The organism is Polaribacter sp. M10, from assembly GCF_054968445.1.
The window spans coordinates 38158-56058 of record NZ_JBSSBG010000007.1; the positions used below are offsets into that span (position 1 = coordinate 38158).

General features: G+C 30.9%; 16 protein-coding genes. 13 read left to right on the forward strand and 3 right to left on the reverse strand.

What is annotated here, in order from left to right:
* Positions 1-139: 139 nt before the first annotated feature.
* The 13 genes from ACWYN7_RS08535 to ACWYN7_RS08595 all read left to right on the forward strand — a co-directional run bounded on the left by ACWYN7_RS08535 (position 140) and on the right by ACWYN7_RS08595 (position 13810).
* A complete protein-coding gene (locus tag ACWYN7_RS08535; RefSeq protein ID WP_462859495.1) occupies positions 140-994 on the forward strand; it encodes a CPBP family intramembrane glutamic endopeptidase in 855 nt (284 codons plus the stop codon).
* A gap of 203 nt (positions 995-1197) precedes the next feature.
* Positions 1198-1599: a hypothetical protein gene (locus ACWYN7_RS08540; RefSeq protein ID WP_462859496.1), complete on the forward strand. Its 402-nt coding sequence runs from the start codon at positions 1198-1200 to the stop codon at positions 1597-1599.
* A gap of 87 nt (positions 1600-1686) precedes the next feature.
* The gene (locus ACWYN7_RS08545) at positions 1687-4410 is read left to right on the forward strand and encodes a DEAD/DEAH box helicase family protein (RefSeq protein ID WP_462859497.1); all 2724 of its coding nucleotides are present in this window, start codon (positions 1687-1689) and stop codon (positions 4408-4410) included.
* Positions 4401-6032 carry a GDSL-type esterase/lipase family protein gene (locus ACWYN7_RS08550; RefSeq protein ID WP_462859498.1) on the forward strand — a complete coding sequence of 544 codons (1632 nt, stop codon included), beginning with the start codon at positions 4401-4403 and terminating at the stop codon, positions 6030-6032. The genes ACWYN7_RS08545 and ACWYN7_RS08550 overlap by 10 nt, the downstream gene beginning before the upstream one ends.
* A 281-nt stretch (positions 6033-6313) precedes the next feature.
* Positions 6314-7495 carry a hypothetical protein gene (locus ACWYN7_RS08555; RefSeq protein WP_462859499.1) on the forward strand — a complete coding sequence of 394 codons (1182 nt, stop codon included), beginning with the start codon at positions 6314-6316 and terminating at the stop codon, positions 7493-7495.
* A 280-nt stretch (positions 7496-7775) separates the two neighbouring features.
* Entirely contained in the window at positions 7776-8201 is a 426-nt protein-coding gene (locus tag ACWYN7_RS08560) for a hypothetical protein (protein ID WP_462859500.1), read from the forward strand.
* 163 nt (positions 8202-8364) lie between these two features.
* Positions 8365-9234 carry a cation diffusion facilitator family transporter gene (locus ACWYN7_RS08565; RefSeq protein WP_462859502.1) on the forward strand — a complete coding sequence of 290 codons (870 nt, stop codon included), beginning with the start codon at positions 8365-8367 and terminating at the stop codon, positions 9232-9234.
* A gap of 255 nt (positions 9235-9489) precedes the next feature.
* The gene (locus ACWYN7_RS08570; RefSeq protein ID WP_462859503.1) at positions 9490-9834 is read left to right on the forward strand and encodes a DUF3024 domain-containing protein; all 345 of its coding nucleotides are present in this window, start codon (positions 9490-9492) and stop codon (positions 9832-9834) included.
* Positions 9827-10246: a UPF0158 family protein gene (locus tag ACWYN7_RS08575; protein WP_462859504.1), complete on the forward strand. Its 420-nt coding sequence runs from the start codon at positions 9827-9829 to the stop codon at positions 10244-10246. Before ACWYN7_RS08570 ends, ACWYN7_RS08575 begins: the two co-directional genes overlap by 8 nt.
* A gap of 230 nt (positions 10247-10476) precedes the next feature.
* Positions 10477-10938 (forward strand): hypothetical protein, encoded by a 462-nt coding sequence (locus ACWYN7_RS08580; RefSeq protein WP_462859505.1) that lies wholly within the window; start codon positions 10477-10479, stop codon positions 10936-10938.
* A 143-nt stretch (positions 10939-11081) separates the two neighbouring features.
* Positions 11082-11660 (forward strand): hypothetical protein, encoded by a 579-nt coding sequence (locus ACWYN7_RS08585; RefSeq protein WP_462859506.1) that lies wholly within the window; start codon positions 11082-11084, stop codon positions 11658-11660.
* Between the two features lie 163 nt (positions 11661-11823).
* A complete protein-coding gene (locus ACWYN7_RS08590; RefSeq protein ID WP_462859507.1) occupies positions 11824-13356 on the forward strand; it encodes a TlpA family protein disulfide reductase in 1533 nt (510 codons plus the stop codon).
* 154 nt (positions 13357-13510) lie between these two features.
* Positions 13511-13810, forward strand: a complete 300-nt coding sequence (locus ACWYN7_RS08595) for a DUF6933 domain-containing protein (RefSeq protein WP_462859508.1) — start codon at positions 13511-13513, stop codon at positions 13808-13810.
* Positions 13811-13876: 66 nt separating this feature from the next.
* Here the strand turns inward: ACWYN7_RS08595 and ACWYN7_RS08600 are convergent, their stop codons facing one another.
* The 3 genes from ACWYN7_RS08600 to ACWYN7_RS08610 form a co-directional block, all read right to left on the reverse strand.
* The gene (locus ACWYN7_RS08600; protein WP_462859509.1) at positions 13877-15016 is read right to left on the reverse strand and encodes an MBL fold metallo-hydrolase; all 1140 of its coding nucleotides are present in this window, start codon (positions 15014-15016) and stop codon (positions 13877-13879) included.
* Between the two features lie 180 nt (positions 15017-15196).
* Positions 15197-17095 (reverse strand): monovalent cation:proton antiporter-2 (CPA2) family protein, encoded by a 1899-nt coding sequence (locus ACWYN7_RS08605; protein ID WP_462859510.1) that lies wholly within the window; start codon positions 17093-17095, stop codon positions 15197-15199.
* A gap of 3 nt (positions 17096-17098) precedes the next feature.
* A complete protein-coding gene (locus tag ACWYN7_RS08610; protein WP_462859511.1) occupies positions 17099-17695 on the reverse strand; it encodes an NAD(P)H-dependent oxidoreductase in 597 nt (198 codons plus the stop codon).
* Between the last annotated feature and the right edge of the window lie 206 nt (positions 17696-17901).

The following is a 17901-nucleotide window of genomic DNA, read 5'->3' on the forward strand; positions in this document are numbered from 1 at the left end:
CACCGTACAAACTTTATTGCTGATTCTCGCCTATTTACAACAATCCTCACAGACTTTAAACTGCCCCAACACGTTGAGCGTATTGTAACAAAACTATAAACGCTTCGTCTTTCATTCATAGACTAATCAGAAGTTCAAAATGCAAGAAAATTTAATACAACGTAAAAAAGCCTGGAATACAATCTTTATTTTTCTGGCTATTGTTACAATTTTAAGCGCTTTGTTTCATTATGCGATAGTTAATTTGTATCCATCTCGCATCTACATTGGAGGTCTGATGTGGTGTCCTGCAATAGCTACCATAATCACTTTAAAACTGATAAAACGCCCTATTGCTTCACTACATTGGAATTGGGGGAATTGGAAATATATTCGACTTTCTTATTTTGTTCCTGCTTTATATGGTTTCATCACTTACCTACTCATTTGGGGGTTTGGCTTTGGAAGTTTTACAAATGGCGAAGCAATTACAGATTGGGGTAAAGAACTTGGTTTGATGGGAATAGGAACTTTAAATTCAACATCGATTGTAATCATCGCCATTCTCTTATTAGGAACTATCGAAGTAATTAGAGCAGCAGCAACCACTTTAGGAGAAGAGATTGGATGGCGAGGTTTTTTTATTTATGAATTAAGAAAAGTGCTTTCGTTTACTGGTGTTTCCATTTTTAGTGGAATTATTTGGGCAACTTGGCATTGGCCATTAATTGTATATTATGGCGAAAATGTAATCTTGGAGTTGGCAACATTTTATGTTGTAATCGTTTCTATGTCGTTTATGTTAACTTACTACACTTTCAAGTCGAACAGCCTTTGGCCAGCGGTCATTTTTCACGCAGTAAGCAATGTATATATTCAAAAAATATTGCCGGAGTTAACTCTTAAAAATGAAGGAACAGCACATTGGCATGGCGAATACGGAATTATGTTTGCCATTGTGACTTGTGCTTTTGGAATTTACTTTTGGAGAAAAGGAAGTAAAGAAAAATTGTAACTGAAAACCATAGCGCTTAACAAGGTGTATGATTCGTGGCTGGTTTTAGGCTACTTACAATTGTTCTAGCAAGTTTACTTTGTTTGAAATTATTTAGTAGATTTACAGCTTAACCTTGCAACTTATCTTACACAAAGACGTTCTTGGACAGAAAATGAAATATTGCAAGTACTTTAAAAAATAAAAATTTAAAAAAATTGACTATGACTTTAAATGAACGTCTTGAATTTTGTAAGATTTGTTCAATAAGACACGTTGACTTTAAAACTGGGTTAGTGTGTTCTATAACAAATGAAAAACCTCAATTTGAAGATAATTGTAAAGACTTTTTAAAAGACGAAAAAGAGGCAGAAAGAAAATTGAAAATGAAACTTGATGCAGCTGGTAATTCTAGATCTCAGAATGGGTCTTTAAATCCTACAAAAAATAAAAATTATGGTATTTTTCTTACTGTAGCTGGTTTGATACTTTTACTGTTTATTTCTTTGCTTTTTGGACTCATTGTTACTTTTGGTGGAATTTCATTTTATATTAGAGGAAAACAACAAGAAAAAGTTTTAGCTGAAAATAAACAATTGAATGAAAAAATAAATAACAACTTATAAGCATATTCAACCAACAAAGCTGTATAAAATTATTGTTGTTGGGGTTATGTGTGAATTAGGGCGTAAGTTGAAACAACACACTACAGATTGACAGAATATCCGAAAGACATAAAATTCAAATACAGTTGGAGAAAATACCAACAACGAGTGCTTGATGAATTACAAGAACACTTATCTGACCGACATCTTCATGTAATTGCACCACCAGGTTCGGGTAAAACTATATTAGGGCTTGAAGTTGCTATTCGACTGAATAAACCTACTTTAATACTCGCTCCGACAATTGCAATTCGCAATCAGTGGATACAAAGGTTTTGTGAACTTTTTCTTCAAACCAACTTGACACCTGATTGGATTTCAAGAGACATTCGTAATCCAAAATTTATGACAGTTGTAACCTATCAAGGACTTCACGCAGCTTGTAATAATTGGAGAATTGAAGAAGTAGAAATTGATAACGAAGAAGAAGTAGAAGAAAACGGAAACGGCAATTCAACCAATGCAGAACTTGACAACATTGTAAACGGACTAAAATCTCAAAACATCAAAACCATTGTTGTGGATGAAGCTCACCATTTAAAAAATGATTGGTGGCAAACGCTTACAAAAGTCAAAGATAAATTAGACCCAATTATTGTTGGCTTAACTGCCACTCCACCCTATGATGTAACGGCTACAGAATGGCAACGGTATATTGAGCTAAACGGACCCGTTGACACTGAGATTTCAATTCCGGAATTGGTAATTGAAGGAGATTTATGTCCACATCAAGATTACGTTCATTTTACTTTACCAACAGAAAATGAAAATCAAAAAATCGTTGATTTCAGACAAAGTATTGAAAAGCTTTTTCAAGAAATTAAAAGTGATGAAACAATTATTCAGGCAATTGAGCAACATCCTATTTGGCAAAACCCAACAGAGCAATTGGATTGGATTTATAATAATCTTTCCTATTACTCTGCTTGCTTGATATTTCTAAAATCGAACGAAAAGGAAATTCCAGAAACTCACCTTGAAGTAATTGGCGATAAGAAATTTGAAATTCCAAAACTTAATTATGAATGGATTGAAACGCTTTTAGATTTTTATCTCTACATGGAAAAAGAAAACTTTAAAGCGTTTGAAGAACATCAAAAAACTCTTGAAAATCGACTAAGAAGATATGGAGCAATTGAAAGACGACAAATCAACTTTTCTCACAATAAACGTATAACAGGCTTTCTGACATCAAGCATCAGCAAGTTAAATGGCATTAAAGACATAGTTGATTTTGAATACAAGAATTTAGGCAATGACTTACGGTTGGTAATTCTTTCAGATTTTATACGCAAAGAATTTTACATCAATGCACCTGAAAATAATCTTGAGCTAAATAAAATTGGAGTTATTCCAATCTTTGAAAAATTAAGACGAGAAAATAAAGAGAACAAGAAAATTGCTGTGTTAACAGGTTCAATGATAATTATTCCTGTAAGTGCTTATCCTGCATTTCAAAGTAAAGCAACGAAATATGGAATTAACCAAATCAATTCAAGTCCTGTTCCATTTGACAGCAATTACATTTTAATCAGTCAAACCGAGCAACTCAAGCACGACATTGTTCATATAGTAACTCAAATCTTTCAGCGTGGAGAAATTGAAGTTTTGATTGGGACAAAATCTTTGCTTGGTGAAGGATGGGACGCTCCAGCAATCAATTCTTTAATCTTGGCAAGTTTTGTAGGTTCGTTTGTGCTTTCCAATCAAATGCGTGGCAGAGCCATTAGAACTCAAAACGGAAATGGCGACAAGACAGGAAACATTTGGCATTTGGTATGTATTGACCCAACCTCGCCAACAGGCGGAGACGATTTTGATTTGCTAAAAAGACGATTTAGAAGTTTTGTAGGTGTTTCATTTAAAGAAGAACCCGGAATAGAAAATGGAGTTGGGCGTTTAAATTTGTCAGAAAACATTCATCATAAAGATGAAGCGGAGAGAAAGAATATTGAAATGTTCTCCCTTGCAGGCGACAGAGAAAGTCTAAAACAAAGATGGGAAACGGCACTTGAAACAGGCGTTACACTTGTTGAAGAAATCAAAATCCCCTTCCCTGAAGAAAAAGAATACAAAGCTGTCAAGTCATTGTACCTGAATAAAACAATTCGCAACCTTTTAGCCACTTTAGGTTCGGGCTTAGTTGGTTTTGGTTTAGAAAGTTTGCAAGGTCTTGGGAGAGCAGCAAGGAATATAAAAACTACCCAAGACCTTTATGTTTTCCTCGCAATTTTTGGTGCAATTGGAATAGCTATTTTTGGCAGACTGACATTCAAGACATTAAGGCTATATTTTAAATACAGAGACATCTCAAAAGACATTCAACAAATTGGAGACGCACTTTTAAACTCGTTGATTAAGGCAGGAGCAATAAATACTGACTATTCAAAATTAAAGGTGGAAACCTCGGTGGACAATTGGGGTGCAATATTCTGTCATTTAGAAGGTGGGACAACTTTCGACAAATCAACTTTTATAAACGCCCTTCAAGAAGTAATTGCGCCAATTGATAATCCAAGATACGTGATTATCAGAAAAAACATATTTATGCTTTTTGTAAAGCAAAAGGACTATCATTCCGTTCCTGAAATTCTCGGACGCAACAAGAATTTAGCGGAGTATTTTAAAAACCAATGGGAACGACTTGTTGGTTCTTGCGACTTAATTTTCACAAGGACAATTGACGGAAGAAAATTACTCTTACGATCAAGAGTAAAATCGTTAGCTGCACAATTTGAAGAAAATGTAGAACACGTGAACAAATGGAAATAAAGAATTTAAAATATATAGGAAACTGGATTTTTTTAATTCTGTTATTGACCTCTTGCAACAGTTCTTTAAAAAATAGTGATGCTAGTAATGCCAATTCTACTAAAGAACAATTATTGGATAATACCCTAATAGATGGCAAAAACTTTGCATTTCCAGACGGAAAACTTAAATGCTTAGTGATGAGCTTTGATGATGGTTCTGAACATGACCGACTTTTAGTGGATAAATTAAACAAAGCAAAGATTGTTGGCACCTTCCATTTAAACTCGGCTAGATTAGGTAAAAGAGCAGAATGGTTGAGCACTGAATTGGGATATGATACTTACTTTGTATCCGAAAAGGAAATAAAAGACCTCTATTCAGGACATGAAATTTCTAGCCATACAGCTAACCATCTTGGTTTAAATCATCAGACAGACGCATTGATAAAATCTGAGGTATCTACAGATATCACTAAACTTACAGCATTAGTTGGTAAGCCTGTTAAAGGTTTGGCTTATCCATTTGGTGCGTTTGACAATCAGACCTTAAAATCATTAAAAGACTTGGATATTAAGTATGCGCGAACGACAACATCTACTCAAAATTTTGAACTACCAGAGGCTAATTTTCTCGTATTAAAGCCAACTTGCCATATTTTTAATGCTGTAAATTTTGGTTCGTTTTTCGCCAATACTAGCACTAAAGAAATGCAGTTATTAAATATTTGGGGACATAGCTATGAGTTTTATAATAATTGGGAATTAGCAGACGCTATTTGCAATGTTCTAGGAAACAAGGATGATATTTGGTATGCAAAAACTATTGAATTAATAGAATACTTAGAGGCGATTAAACAGCTTAAGTATGCTAAAAATACTGTTTTTAATCCATCGAAAAAGATTTCGGTTTGGGTAAAAAATAAGAACGAAGACTTTGTTGAATTACAACCAGAACAAACGATGCCTATTGATTTTAAAAATTCTTATCTTAACGTAAATACTATCGACAGTTTGTATCCTGATCTCTCAACCGAGATAAAATATCATGGAGATTGGACAAAAGTGAATTACAAACATCGTATCGCAAAATTCAAAAAATCACCTTTACATTTTGGAGATATTGTCTTTGTTGGCAATAGCATAACAGAACAAGGTGGAGATTGGAGTAAAAGGCTAAATAAAAAGAATGTTCGCAATCGTGGAATTGCAGGTGATGTTACTGATGGAGTTCTAAAACGAATTAAAGAAATTACATATTACAAACCTAAGGCGTTATTTTTACTCATTGGAATAAATGATTTATTCAACTTACACTTTCAAAAAGAAATTCCGTCGGTTGAATATGTAGCTAAAAACATTATTAAAATCACTGAGATAATTCATGAGAAATCCCCTGAAACAAAAATATATTTACAAACCATATTACCCACTTCCGAAGATGATATAGCTACTAATATTAACACTGTTAATAGCATTATTAAAAACCATGAAAAAAATTCGAATTATGAACTAATTGATTTGTACAAGGTTTTTGCAGATAGTAACGGATTAATGAATAAAAATCTTACCACGGATGGAACACACCTTAATGAATTAGGGTATGATCTTTGGGTAAAAACAATAAAAAATACATTAAACTAAAAAGTTTTGGTCTAGTGCTTAATGGGGAATTAATCGCTGTTTAATTTCTATACAAACCATAGCAGCCGTATAAAAATTAAGTGCTAGAGCAACCCTACCCTTTAAAAAGCTTTAGACGTGTTTGCAAAAATAGAAACAACATTTCTAGCTACATTTTATTTGTTAACCTTATACATTTAAATTTTATAAAAATTATAACACAATTTATAGACAGATAATAGTTGCATAGCTATTTAAATTCATAAAAAATGAGTATTTATGTAATCGATAAAACAAATCTTATGAAAACTAAACTACTTTTTATACTTTTTATAATATCTTTTTCTAGTTACAATTATAGTCAAGAAAATAAGTCTGTATCAGAAAAAATAAAGATTGAAAGAGATAACGAATTAGAAAAATTAACCATTGAAGACCTTGAGGCAAAAAGAACAATTGATAGCCTTCAGCTTATTCTTAAATCTACTACTGGTTATAAAAAAAGAATTGACGGTTTAGAGTCAATTCAGGAAAAAACAGAAAGTCGTTTAAAAAAATTGGAAATTAAGCAAAAAACTGAAATCCGATTAAATGGTCAACTTGCCTTTATTGAATTATTAAGTGTTCAGAGAGATATAAAACCTGCAGAATTATTTTTAAAATCGCAATCTTTTTTCAATAATCTAGGAGACATCAGTAATATTAAAAATTACGATGCTTTTAACGAATGGAATAAAGAGTATACCAAATGGTATAACCGACAGAAAAAAAATAATGCAGTAGCTACTATAATTACAAACTCTCTTAATATTGTTTCTGATATTTCAAATAAAGTTCCGCTTTATGGTTCTATCTCTCAAACGATAACGTCTGGTCTTACATCGATAGTTAGTGGATTAGGAAAAAAAGATAAAGCCCTAAAATCGAAAACACCAGATATGATTAATCTTTTAAATATGATAGGACAATTTGAGCAACAAAAATCTATAATTGATTATGAATGGGCGTTGATTAATGAAGAACTAAAGCAATTAAAAAAAGAAAACAAAATCTTATTGCAAAATCAATTTGATTATTACAGCGTAAATTCTGTAGATTTTGAAGAAGAATATATGAAGGCTACTTTAGACAAACAGAGAGATGCTTTTAAAGAAAAATGCCTTATTAAAATTAATGAAAAAATTGCTCAATTTGAGGCGAACAAAAATAAAGCTTGGCTTGGTGATGTAGAAACATATATGTACAAAGTACAATCAATAAGAATGCGATTTGGTCAATTAACAAGCCGAATGTTATCCAACATTGATCGTTATAAAAATCTTATAGAAATTTTTAATAAAAACAATTATCCTGCTGAATTTACTAAAAAGGTATCAAACCTATCTAAATCATTAGAAGATGTTAGAAATACATTTTACGATTCTTTTAATCCTGCTACTTACATAGAAGATTCAGCAACAATGTACATTGGAACAGAAAAATAAACAATGGCAGCTGTGTTTAAAATGAATTGCTAATTAAACCTTAATTAACTAAACACTCGCAGGTTTTTTATCTGTATTTAATGGGCTAACTTTAGTACTAAGTTATATTAAAAATGTAAATTTAACTGCAATACTGGTAAAAACCAATTCACAATTACTAGGTATATATCAGCAATATAAGTGTTTAAAGTGATGGATATTGGGTATGTATATAATACAACCATAATGCAACGCAACCTTTATGGAAGAAAAGCATCTTTAGTATACAATACCATATAAAATGAAAATTAAATTTTACCTAATAATTACTTTACTGTTTTTTGTAGCATGCAACGAAACAATGGATGAGCCCATACCTGCAAGTGCTTCTTTAATGATTGGTAAATGGAAACTAACAGAAGCATTCGTAAGTGCAGGCGGACCTCAATATTGGATAGATGTTGAAAATGGCCAAGAATTAGAATTCTTTGCTAATGAAACTTTCTATTCAGATAGATTTACAGAATGTATGGACGGAATCTTTTCTATAGAAGCAAATAAATTGCTATTGGAATATACTTGTGATGGATTTAATAGCGAAGCAGAAAACAACGACGGCTTTATTACTTATAATTTAGAATTTTTTAGCAATTATTTTATGCTTACACCCACAAGTGGATTTCTTTGCACTGAAGGTTGTAGCTATAAATATATAAAACAAGAATAGTTAGTGTAAATACTCACAAAAATAAATACTTGTTTCAAAACCAACCATCTATAAACAACGGTAATATTTATAAATCTTTGATGCCATTCTATCTCCATTTTATTTGCTAACTTTAGTGCTAAATAAGCCAAATATTATACATTAAAAAAGGTGATTTTTTAAAATGAATAACGAACAAACTGCAATACGAACAACCTATTTTAGCATAATTGGAAATACTGCTTTAGCCCTAATAAAAGGACTTGCTGGTTTTTTTGGAAATTCTTATGCTTTAATTGCAGATGCCATAGAATCTACAGGAGATATTTTTGCTTCAATTTTAGTTTTATTAGGTTTTAAATATGCAAAACGCCCAGCAGACAAAAACCATCCTTATGGACACGGAAAAATTGAACCATTAATTACTTTTGGCGTGGTTGCTTTTCTTGTGGTTTCTGCAACAATAATTGCTTACGAAAGTATTCAAAACATTAGGACACCTCATAAAATTCCGAAATCATGGACTTTGATTGTTTTGGCATTAATTATCCTTTGGAAAGAAATCTCATTTCAAATCGTAATTAAAAAAAGTAAACAAACAAATAGTTCTTCGCTAAAAGCAGAAGCTTGGCATCATAGAAGTGATGCTATAACTTCGATAATGGCATTTATAGGAATTACGATAGCATTACTATTTGGAAAAGGCTATGAAACTGCTGACGATTGGGCAGCATTATTTGCGTCTGCATTTATCTTGTATAATAGTTATTTAATTTTACGCCCTGCATTAGGAGAAGTTATGGACGAACAATTGTATGACGAACTCATACTAGAAATTAGAGAAAAATCAACTCATGTAAAAGGGGTTTTAGAAACAGAAAAATGTTTTATTCGAAAATCGGGGATGACATTTCATGTTGATTTACACGCAATTGTAGATAGTGATATTACAGTAAAATCGGGTCATGATATCTCACATAACTTAAAAGATTATCTACAACATAACATACCTAATTTAGGAGAGGTATTAATTCATATTGAACCTAATAAATAACAAAAGCCTGCACATTTAAAAGTATTGTTTTAAAAAATGTAAAAAAGGTCTCAATCTTCTACTTTAGTACTGCTCTCATAATAGCTCATGTATGGTGTTTTTCGTTTGAGTGCATTTTTTAGTCTTGTACAAATTCTAATCATACTTATATACATCTTTGATGTCTTTCTATCTCCATTTTATTTACTAACTTTGATGTGATACAAACAACTTTTAGTAAACAAATACGTTTGTAAGTAGAAATATCGTAACAAAATGGCAAACAAAACAATTGACATCAATGAATCTACTATAAAAAAGTATGTAGAATCGCTACGTCCAGAAAATCCAGAAATTCGAGAACAAGTAGATATTGGATATTCTTATGACGGAAAAGTGGTACTATTATTTGAAATTAGACCTGATTGGCAAGACCCAACAAAGAAACAACAATTAGATTTTGCCAAAATACGATACTACAAATCTAGAAAAGAATGGAATTTATATTGGATGAGAGCCAGTGGCAATTGGGAAATTTACAAGCCTTTTCCAGCATCTAATTATTTAGATAAAATTATTGAAATTATAAAAGAAGATAAAAACGCTTGTTTTTTTGGATAAATCTAGAGAACATATCATCAAAGAAATTGCGCAAGAATTGGATTGCGGATCTGACTGTTTCTATAACCCTAAAACAAACGAAGTAATTGCCATTCCGAATTTTACTGAAATAATGGATGAAGATATTTTTCGTGAAGCTTTTGGTGAGGAACTAGATAAAATAAAGCAACATAAAGCAGATTTTATAAAGTTTGAAGCTTTAGAGAGCGTTGAATCTTTTAAAATTATGGAGCTCTTTGTGGCTCAGTTATCAGACAAAAAACTTCAATCAGCATTAGAAGAAGTATTGGCGAATAAAAAACCTTTTCAGAATTTTAGGTATATAATTGACCATTCTAACTTTAGACAAACGTGGTTTGATTTTAAACAAAATGAACTGGAAAAAAGAGTAAAAAACCAAATCAAAGTTTAAAAGCCCAGGTGTAAAGTTTACAAATTAAACTGATTCCTTCACTACCAAACTTCAATAAACTCTTGTAATGTTGATAAAATCTTCAAGGGCGCTCTATCTCTATTATATTTTGTATATTCCTAAATTCAAGACAATTAGGTAACATACAAATTAGTTTATGTCTAATTCATGACAATAAAATCTTTTTACACAATTCAATTCATTAAAGACAATAGCTACAATTTTTAGAAATGGAAATAATCATCACCAAAGGTAAAAATAGAAACACGTTAACTTGTAGAAGAAAAGATGGAACTTTTACAAGTATAAACCTTGGACCAGATTTGCCAAATCACGATATTGCTCACTACATTGTAGAAAAAGAATTTAAGTTAAAAAATGGTTTTTATGGAAAAGTTAATTCTGGAATGACCATAGCAGCATTATCTGATAAAGAGATAATTAAAACTTTGGACGCTGAAACCTGGCTATCTGAAATTATGGCAAGAAACCTTCAATCAATTGGTTCTGGAGCAGCAAAAACTGAAGAATTTATTGAATTGGTAAATTGGGAAGCTGAAAATAGAAGCGGAATTCAAGTTCCGAAAATGAACTTAGCAGATATTGAAAAAATGAAATCAGAATTTGACCAACTGTGCAAAAAATGGAATTTGATTCATGAAAACGGAGCGTTAACACTAATTTTTGAATAAAAGAAGACAACACATTGTAAAAAAATAAAACTGGTAAACCCTAGAGTATTTTATATGTCATTTATTATTAAGTAATTATATTGCTTAATCTTGGCAACTTAACTTGTACAAATACTTTCGCAAAGATTAAAGAAAAATATAAAATGAAAAGAAAAATTCTAACAATTATATTATTGATTTTGTTATTTGGAAATTGCACAAATAACAATAAACCTGAAATAGGAATTGTATCTCTTGACAAGAAAAAAAAACAAAAAACTGTTGAACAAAAAATAGAGCTGAATACTGAAATAATAAAAGAGTTTATCTTACAAAAATGGAGTTCTAAGACAATTGAATATAACGACAAATCGTTAACTTTTTATAGTTTTAGAGCGCAGAAAATGAAAAGGTTCGACGAATTTTTAATTGAATTTAAAGAAAATGGAGAATTATATATGAAAAACATGACAGAGAGTTATGAATGTGCAAATGGAATACCATATGTAGACAAAGCAACTTGGGAATTTAAAAAAGGACTTTACAAGCCTAAAACTAATGATTATCATTTGACTAATAATTTAATTTTACACATTAAAGGTGGAAAATTAGCCGAAAACAGATTCGAATTTAAAAGAGAATATAAAATAAAGTCAATTTCTGAAAATAAAATAGAACTTATACAAGTTCATTCATTTTTGGAAAAATTTATTACAGATGGAAATAATTTTTACGAAGAATAAACAATTTACCAACACCTTACAAAATAAATCACTAGTCCAACAGCTAACCTTTAAACCTCGCAAACTTTCTATCTGTAATTTATTTGCTAACTTTAGTACTTAAACCTCGCTACTTTTATTATACAACAAGGTATGGGTAAATAAACTAAAAAATCGTAATTTAATGAAAAAGGTGTATTATATTATTTTATTCTCTTTTTTTAGTTGCTTAACTAAAAATGAAAATAGAAATAACTCAATAAAAAAAACCAGTAGCGAAGTATATTTTAGTGGTATAAGTGACGAAGTTGGGTTTAATGAATCTGTTAACATATCTAGTGAATCAAATTTTTACAATAAATTACATAAAAAGGAAACAACCTATTTAAAAGATACAGTTATTATCAATTTTAGGGAAGTAGAATCTCCAAAAATATTTGAATTTTCTGGTTTTGGAAACAATACCTACTATCCTGTAAGAGTATTTATTACTCCAGGAGATAGTATTCATTTTGAACTTAAAAATGGTATACTTAACTTTAAAGGAAAGAATTCAAGTCACTATAACTTCTTTCTTGAATTAGAGCAAAAATTTGATCCTTGGACAGATTTAAAATTTAGTAAGTTAAATGCAGATTTTATAACATACAAGAAAAAATGTGAATCATTTTACAATTCAAGACTTAACTTTTTAAATGATTATATCGAAAAACATAAAAGTGTTTCTAATGAGTTTAAAACAGCGATTAAGGAAGAATTAGAATTAGAATATTTACTTAATTTAATACGTCCAAGGTCTGAAGTTCAAGATATATATACTATAAATACTAGTGAAGATTTAACAACAATAATAAAAAACTCTAATAGAGATGAAGGAGATTTTTTTGATTTGGATAGTTATCTAAACAATATAAAACTACAAGATTTAAATAAACCTCGTTTAGTAAATAATATGTATTACAAAATGAGTATAGTTCCCCTCATTAGACAATACTTTGTTAAAAGCGAAGAAAAACCTTTTTCTAAAGAATCTTTTAAACAAGAGTTAAACTTCATAAAACATAATTTTAATGATACAATTGTAAAATACGTAACAGGAAGGTTAATTGTTGATTACTATAATAGAGGATTTGGGAAAGATAAAAACAGTAATGAGTTTATGAAAACAACCATAAAAGAATATAAAAAAACAATTACAGACCCAACTTATATTAAAGCTGTTGAAGATATTATAAATGAACTTAATGCATTAAATGAAATAGTGCCTAAAAATCTAAAAGAGTCTGTAATCAACTTATCAAAAGATACTATAAATATAAGTTCTATTTTAAATAATAAGCAAATAAAAGTTATCGATTTTTGGGCAAGTTGGTGCCAACCTTGTGTAAAAGAAATAGTTGTAGGTAATGAAATTAGAGAAAAATTAGCACAAAAATATAACCTAAAATTTATATACTTTTCTGTAGATAAAGATTCAGAACAATGGATAAAACAGAGTATTTATTTTGAAAATTTTTTACCAAATGGCAATCAGTTTAAAATTTTAAACCTTAATAAATCAAAGTTTATTAAGTTCTTAAACATAAAAAACAGTTATGGATTAACAATTCCTAGATACGTTATTTTAGATACAGAAAATAAGGTTATTGATAACAATGCTCCTAAGCCATCTAATGAGAAATTTGAACAAATTATTCAAGAATTATTTGAAAAATAACTACTTACAGAATAGTAGATAATTTATTGCTATTTCTAGCTTGCAAAATTCTTTAATACTTTCTATCTGAGATTTATTTCCTAACTTTAATGCAATCACAATGCAACTGCTTACACAACAACGTTGCTTTTTTAATATTAACTATCGTTAAACCATGGTAAAATTCTTTAGAAAAATTAGACATAACTTGCTTTTAGAAGAAAAAGTTATAAAATATCTAAAATATGCCATTAGAGAAATAAAATTTCATAGCACAGATAATGATAGAAAAATAACGGGAGTGCTAAATTATTATAGTTCTAAAGTAGACTATTTAAAAGACGATTATACGTTATTCAATAATTTGGTGATGAGAGAGATTACCAAAAAATTAAATTTAACACCCTTTAAACAATTAAATTGGAGCAACCCGAATGAAAAAATGAAGGAAATCATAAACCATCTACATGCATAAAAACGCCTAATTCAATGCTAAAACACGCTAGGCTAGGCACAAACAAAATTACAAAACCACTACCAATCAATCCATTTGCCACCACTTTGTGTTGTTAGTTTGGCTGCCATCTATATAAATTTCTTCACCAATTTTTGGTGTACGCAGATTCACCTTTAAAGCTTTGGCTTTTGCGCTTACACGTTCTATAGGCTCTGTCCAAGCATGCATTGCCAATTTAAAAGCCCCCCAATGAATAGGCATGAATTCTCTGGCTTTTAAATCGATACTGGCTTGTACAGTTTCTTCAGGAAACATGTGTATTTCTGGCCACATTTTGTTGTACTGACCACATTCTATCATGGCAAAATCAAAAGGGCCATATGTTTCGCCTATTTGTTTAAAATGATGGGCATAACCACTATCGCCACTAAAAAAGATATTTTCGGTAGAAGATTGTATCACCCAAGAACTCCATAAAGTTTTGGTTCGGTCTGTCAAACCTCTACCAGAAAAATGTTGTGCAGGTGTACAAACAAATTTTAAATCATAAAAATCGTGTGCTTGCCACCAATCTAACTCTGTAATTTTTGTTTTAGGAATTCCCCAAGCTTCTAAATGAACGCCAACACCCAAAGGGGTATAAAAGTGTTTTACTTTGTCTTTTAAGGCCTTTATAGAGCCATAATCTAAATGATCATAATGATCATGAGAAATTAAAACAGCATCAATCGCTGGCAATTTTTCTATAGCAATGGGCAATTCTTTGCTAAAACGTTCGCTTCCCAATTGGTCTAAAGGTGCAGGTACTTTGCCAAACATTGGGTCTATCAATAAGGTTTTGTTCTCCATTTGTACTAAAAACGTAGAATGGCCAAACCATATAAAACGAGTTTTTCCTTTATAATTTGCAAGTGCTAAAGAGTCTATTTTAGCCACATTAATATTTTCTTTGGGTTTAGTATTGACTTGCCCTTTAAAATAGCCCAACAAGCTTGTACCCATATCTTTAAGGCTCATATCTAACTGAACTTCATTGGTATTTACAAATACACCATCTTTATATTGCTTAGATTTTTGATAGCTGGCTTTTTGTGCTTTGCTAGCTTTGCCTCCAAATTGCGGACTTAAGTTGATAAATAATACCACAATAAGCACCAAAATCAGCACAAACCCTACAATTCCATAAACCATTTTCTTTATAATTTTTAATATTTTATTTTTCATCATTTGCATCTTAGGGTTGCGTCATATTTACGTCATATTAGCGTCATATTAACGTCATATTTAAGCCATAGTAAGCCTCCTCAAAAAAACAGTCAATTTTAAGTATTAGTACACTACAAAATTACCCTCGAATTATCCAATTTAAAGCATCATTAAAATAGAAAACCAATAACAGCTAAATTAAAGCGTATACGATTTCGATTTTTCTAAGGTTTTTTTAATATGTTCACTATCCCAATGTTTGTCAAAATCTATAATTCCGCGTTTAAAATCATCATTTAAAAACTCTTCTTGTTGTCTAAGTTCTTCTCTGGCTTTAAAAATATAATTGTCTCCTCTGTTGGGTTCTGCAGCCAAACGTCTTAAACTTTCTTCATCGTACTTTTTAAAATTTTGAATCTGTCTGTTTAATGTATATTTTCTAAAACCCATTTTACTCAACACATCTCTGGCTAAATTTAAAGAGGTGTCTAAAGATTCTCTATAAATATTTTTATGCCCCAGGTTTAACAACTCATACGCATCGTATCTATTTTTTGTACGAATCATCAATTCCACATGCGGATACTTTTCTTTAACCAAAGCACTAATGGCCTTACTAACAGCCAATCTATTGGTAGCACAAATAATAATTTTGGCATCTGCAATACCTGCTGATTCTAACAAATCTACTCGAGTTGCATCTCCATAATACACTTCAAAACCCATTTTTCTTAAAAAATCAACACGATTAGAATCATGATCTAAAATGGTGGCTTCTACCCCATGAGATCTTAAAAATCGTCCAATAGTACTTCCAAAATGTCCAAAGCCCACTAAAATTATTTTTTGTGATTTTGCAATATGATCCATAGGTCTTTTTACAGACTCTTTGGTACCAATATTGGGCAAAATCAGTCGCTCGTTTACCATACTAATAATTGGCGTTAAAGACATCGATAATGCTGTAATTACCAAAAGTAGGTCCATTTCTTCTTGCGATAAAATATGCAGGCCAAAGGCAAAAGACAAGAGTACAAAAGCAAATTCACCTATTTGTGCCAAGCCAAAGGTCAGCATTAACTTTTGATCTAATTTTAACCCAAACACTACTCCTGTTACAAACAATACCAAGGCTTTAATAACAATAATGCCAATTAACAAACCACCAATAGTTAACGGATTATTGGCAATAACAATAAAGTTAATAGAGGCACCTACAGCCATAAAAAACAAGCCTAACAATAAGTTTTTAAAGGGTTCTAAGGTGCTTTCTAGTTCGTGTTTAAACTCACTACCAGACAAAACAACACCACCTAAAAAGGCTCCTAAAGCCGGACTTATCCCAACAAATTCCATTAAAAAAGAAATCCCAAATACAATAAATAAAGCAGCTGCAATTAACAATTCTCTTACCCCTGTTTTGGCCACTTTTCTTAACATGGGTACAATTAAATAGCGCCCAGCAACTACTATTAATGCTACAGATAAAATAATCGCCAGGGTTTGATATCCCATAGGCAAATCTGCAATTAAATTGGTTTGTTCACTATGTTGGGCATCCGTAGTTGTACTCCCTTCATTGCTAGACAATAAAGGCATAAAACCCAACATAAAAATCACAATAATATCTTGAAACAATAAAATAGAAAAGGCAGAAGTACCAAAAGTGGTTTCCATTAAGCCTTTTTCTTTAATGGTTTGCATGGCAATGGCTGTAGAAGACAAAGCAACTGCCATAGAAATTACCAATGCCACTTTAAAATCGAAGCCTAAAAAGTGAAACAATAAATAAGAAATCAGTAATGTACCTCCCACTTGTATGCCTCCCATGCCTAAAATGGTTTTTCGCATGTTCCAAAAGTTCTTGGGTTCTATTTCTAATCCTATTAAAAATAGCATCATTACAACACCAAACTCTGCAAAGTGTAAAATATCATCTCCTTCTTCTCCAATAAAACCCAACACATAAGGGCCTATTAAAACACCCGCAAACAAATAGCCAATTACAGAACTTAATCCCAATCTTTTGGCGATAGAAACGCATAAAATTGCGCCAGCCAAAAATACAATAGCTTCAAAAAGTATCGTTCCTGTCATAATTTATAAAGGATTTAATTGTGGAATTTCATTTAAAAAAGATTGATTCTCTATATCGTTAAGCGTTAAACTGTTTTGCAATAAATCAATGGCTTTACCATATTGCATAGTCGCTTTTTCTAAAACCTCATCAGATAATTTGTGTGTACCCATTACTGCAAAAGGTGGAAAATACGTCATATTACACAAATTAGCAGTTTGCTCAAAAGGCATTAAAAATTGCCTTACTGTAAAACTATTAATCCCTTCAGAACAGTACATTTCTTTAGACGCACCAGTAGTTATGGCATTCAAACATATTTTACCTTGCAAGGCTTTTCCATTTGGCCCATAAGCCCAGTTAAACTCTAAAACCATATCTATCCATTGTTTTAACAAAGGCGGACAACTGTACCAATAAAAAGGATGATGCCAGATGATAATATCATGTTGTGCTAACAATTCTTTTTCTGCTTTAACATCAATATGAAAATCATGATACTGTTCGTACAAATCTTGGATGGTTACATTTTCTTTTCCTCTAATCTGTTCTATTAAAGCAGTATTTACCCTCGATTTTTCGAACTTTGGATGCGCAAAGAGTACAAGTATTTTTTTCATAGGATGATGGGCTATAGTTGTAAATGTAACTTTTAAAGATTGAAACTACTATTATTATTTGATGTTTAAAAATTATAAAATAGTTTTTAAGCAAAATTTTACCTTTTGTTAAAAGTAAGCCTTTTACAATTTCAATAAAGCTTAAAACGTCACTTAAATAGGGCAAGCAAAAACTTTTCTATTAAAAAAGAGGTTTGCATAATATA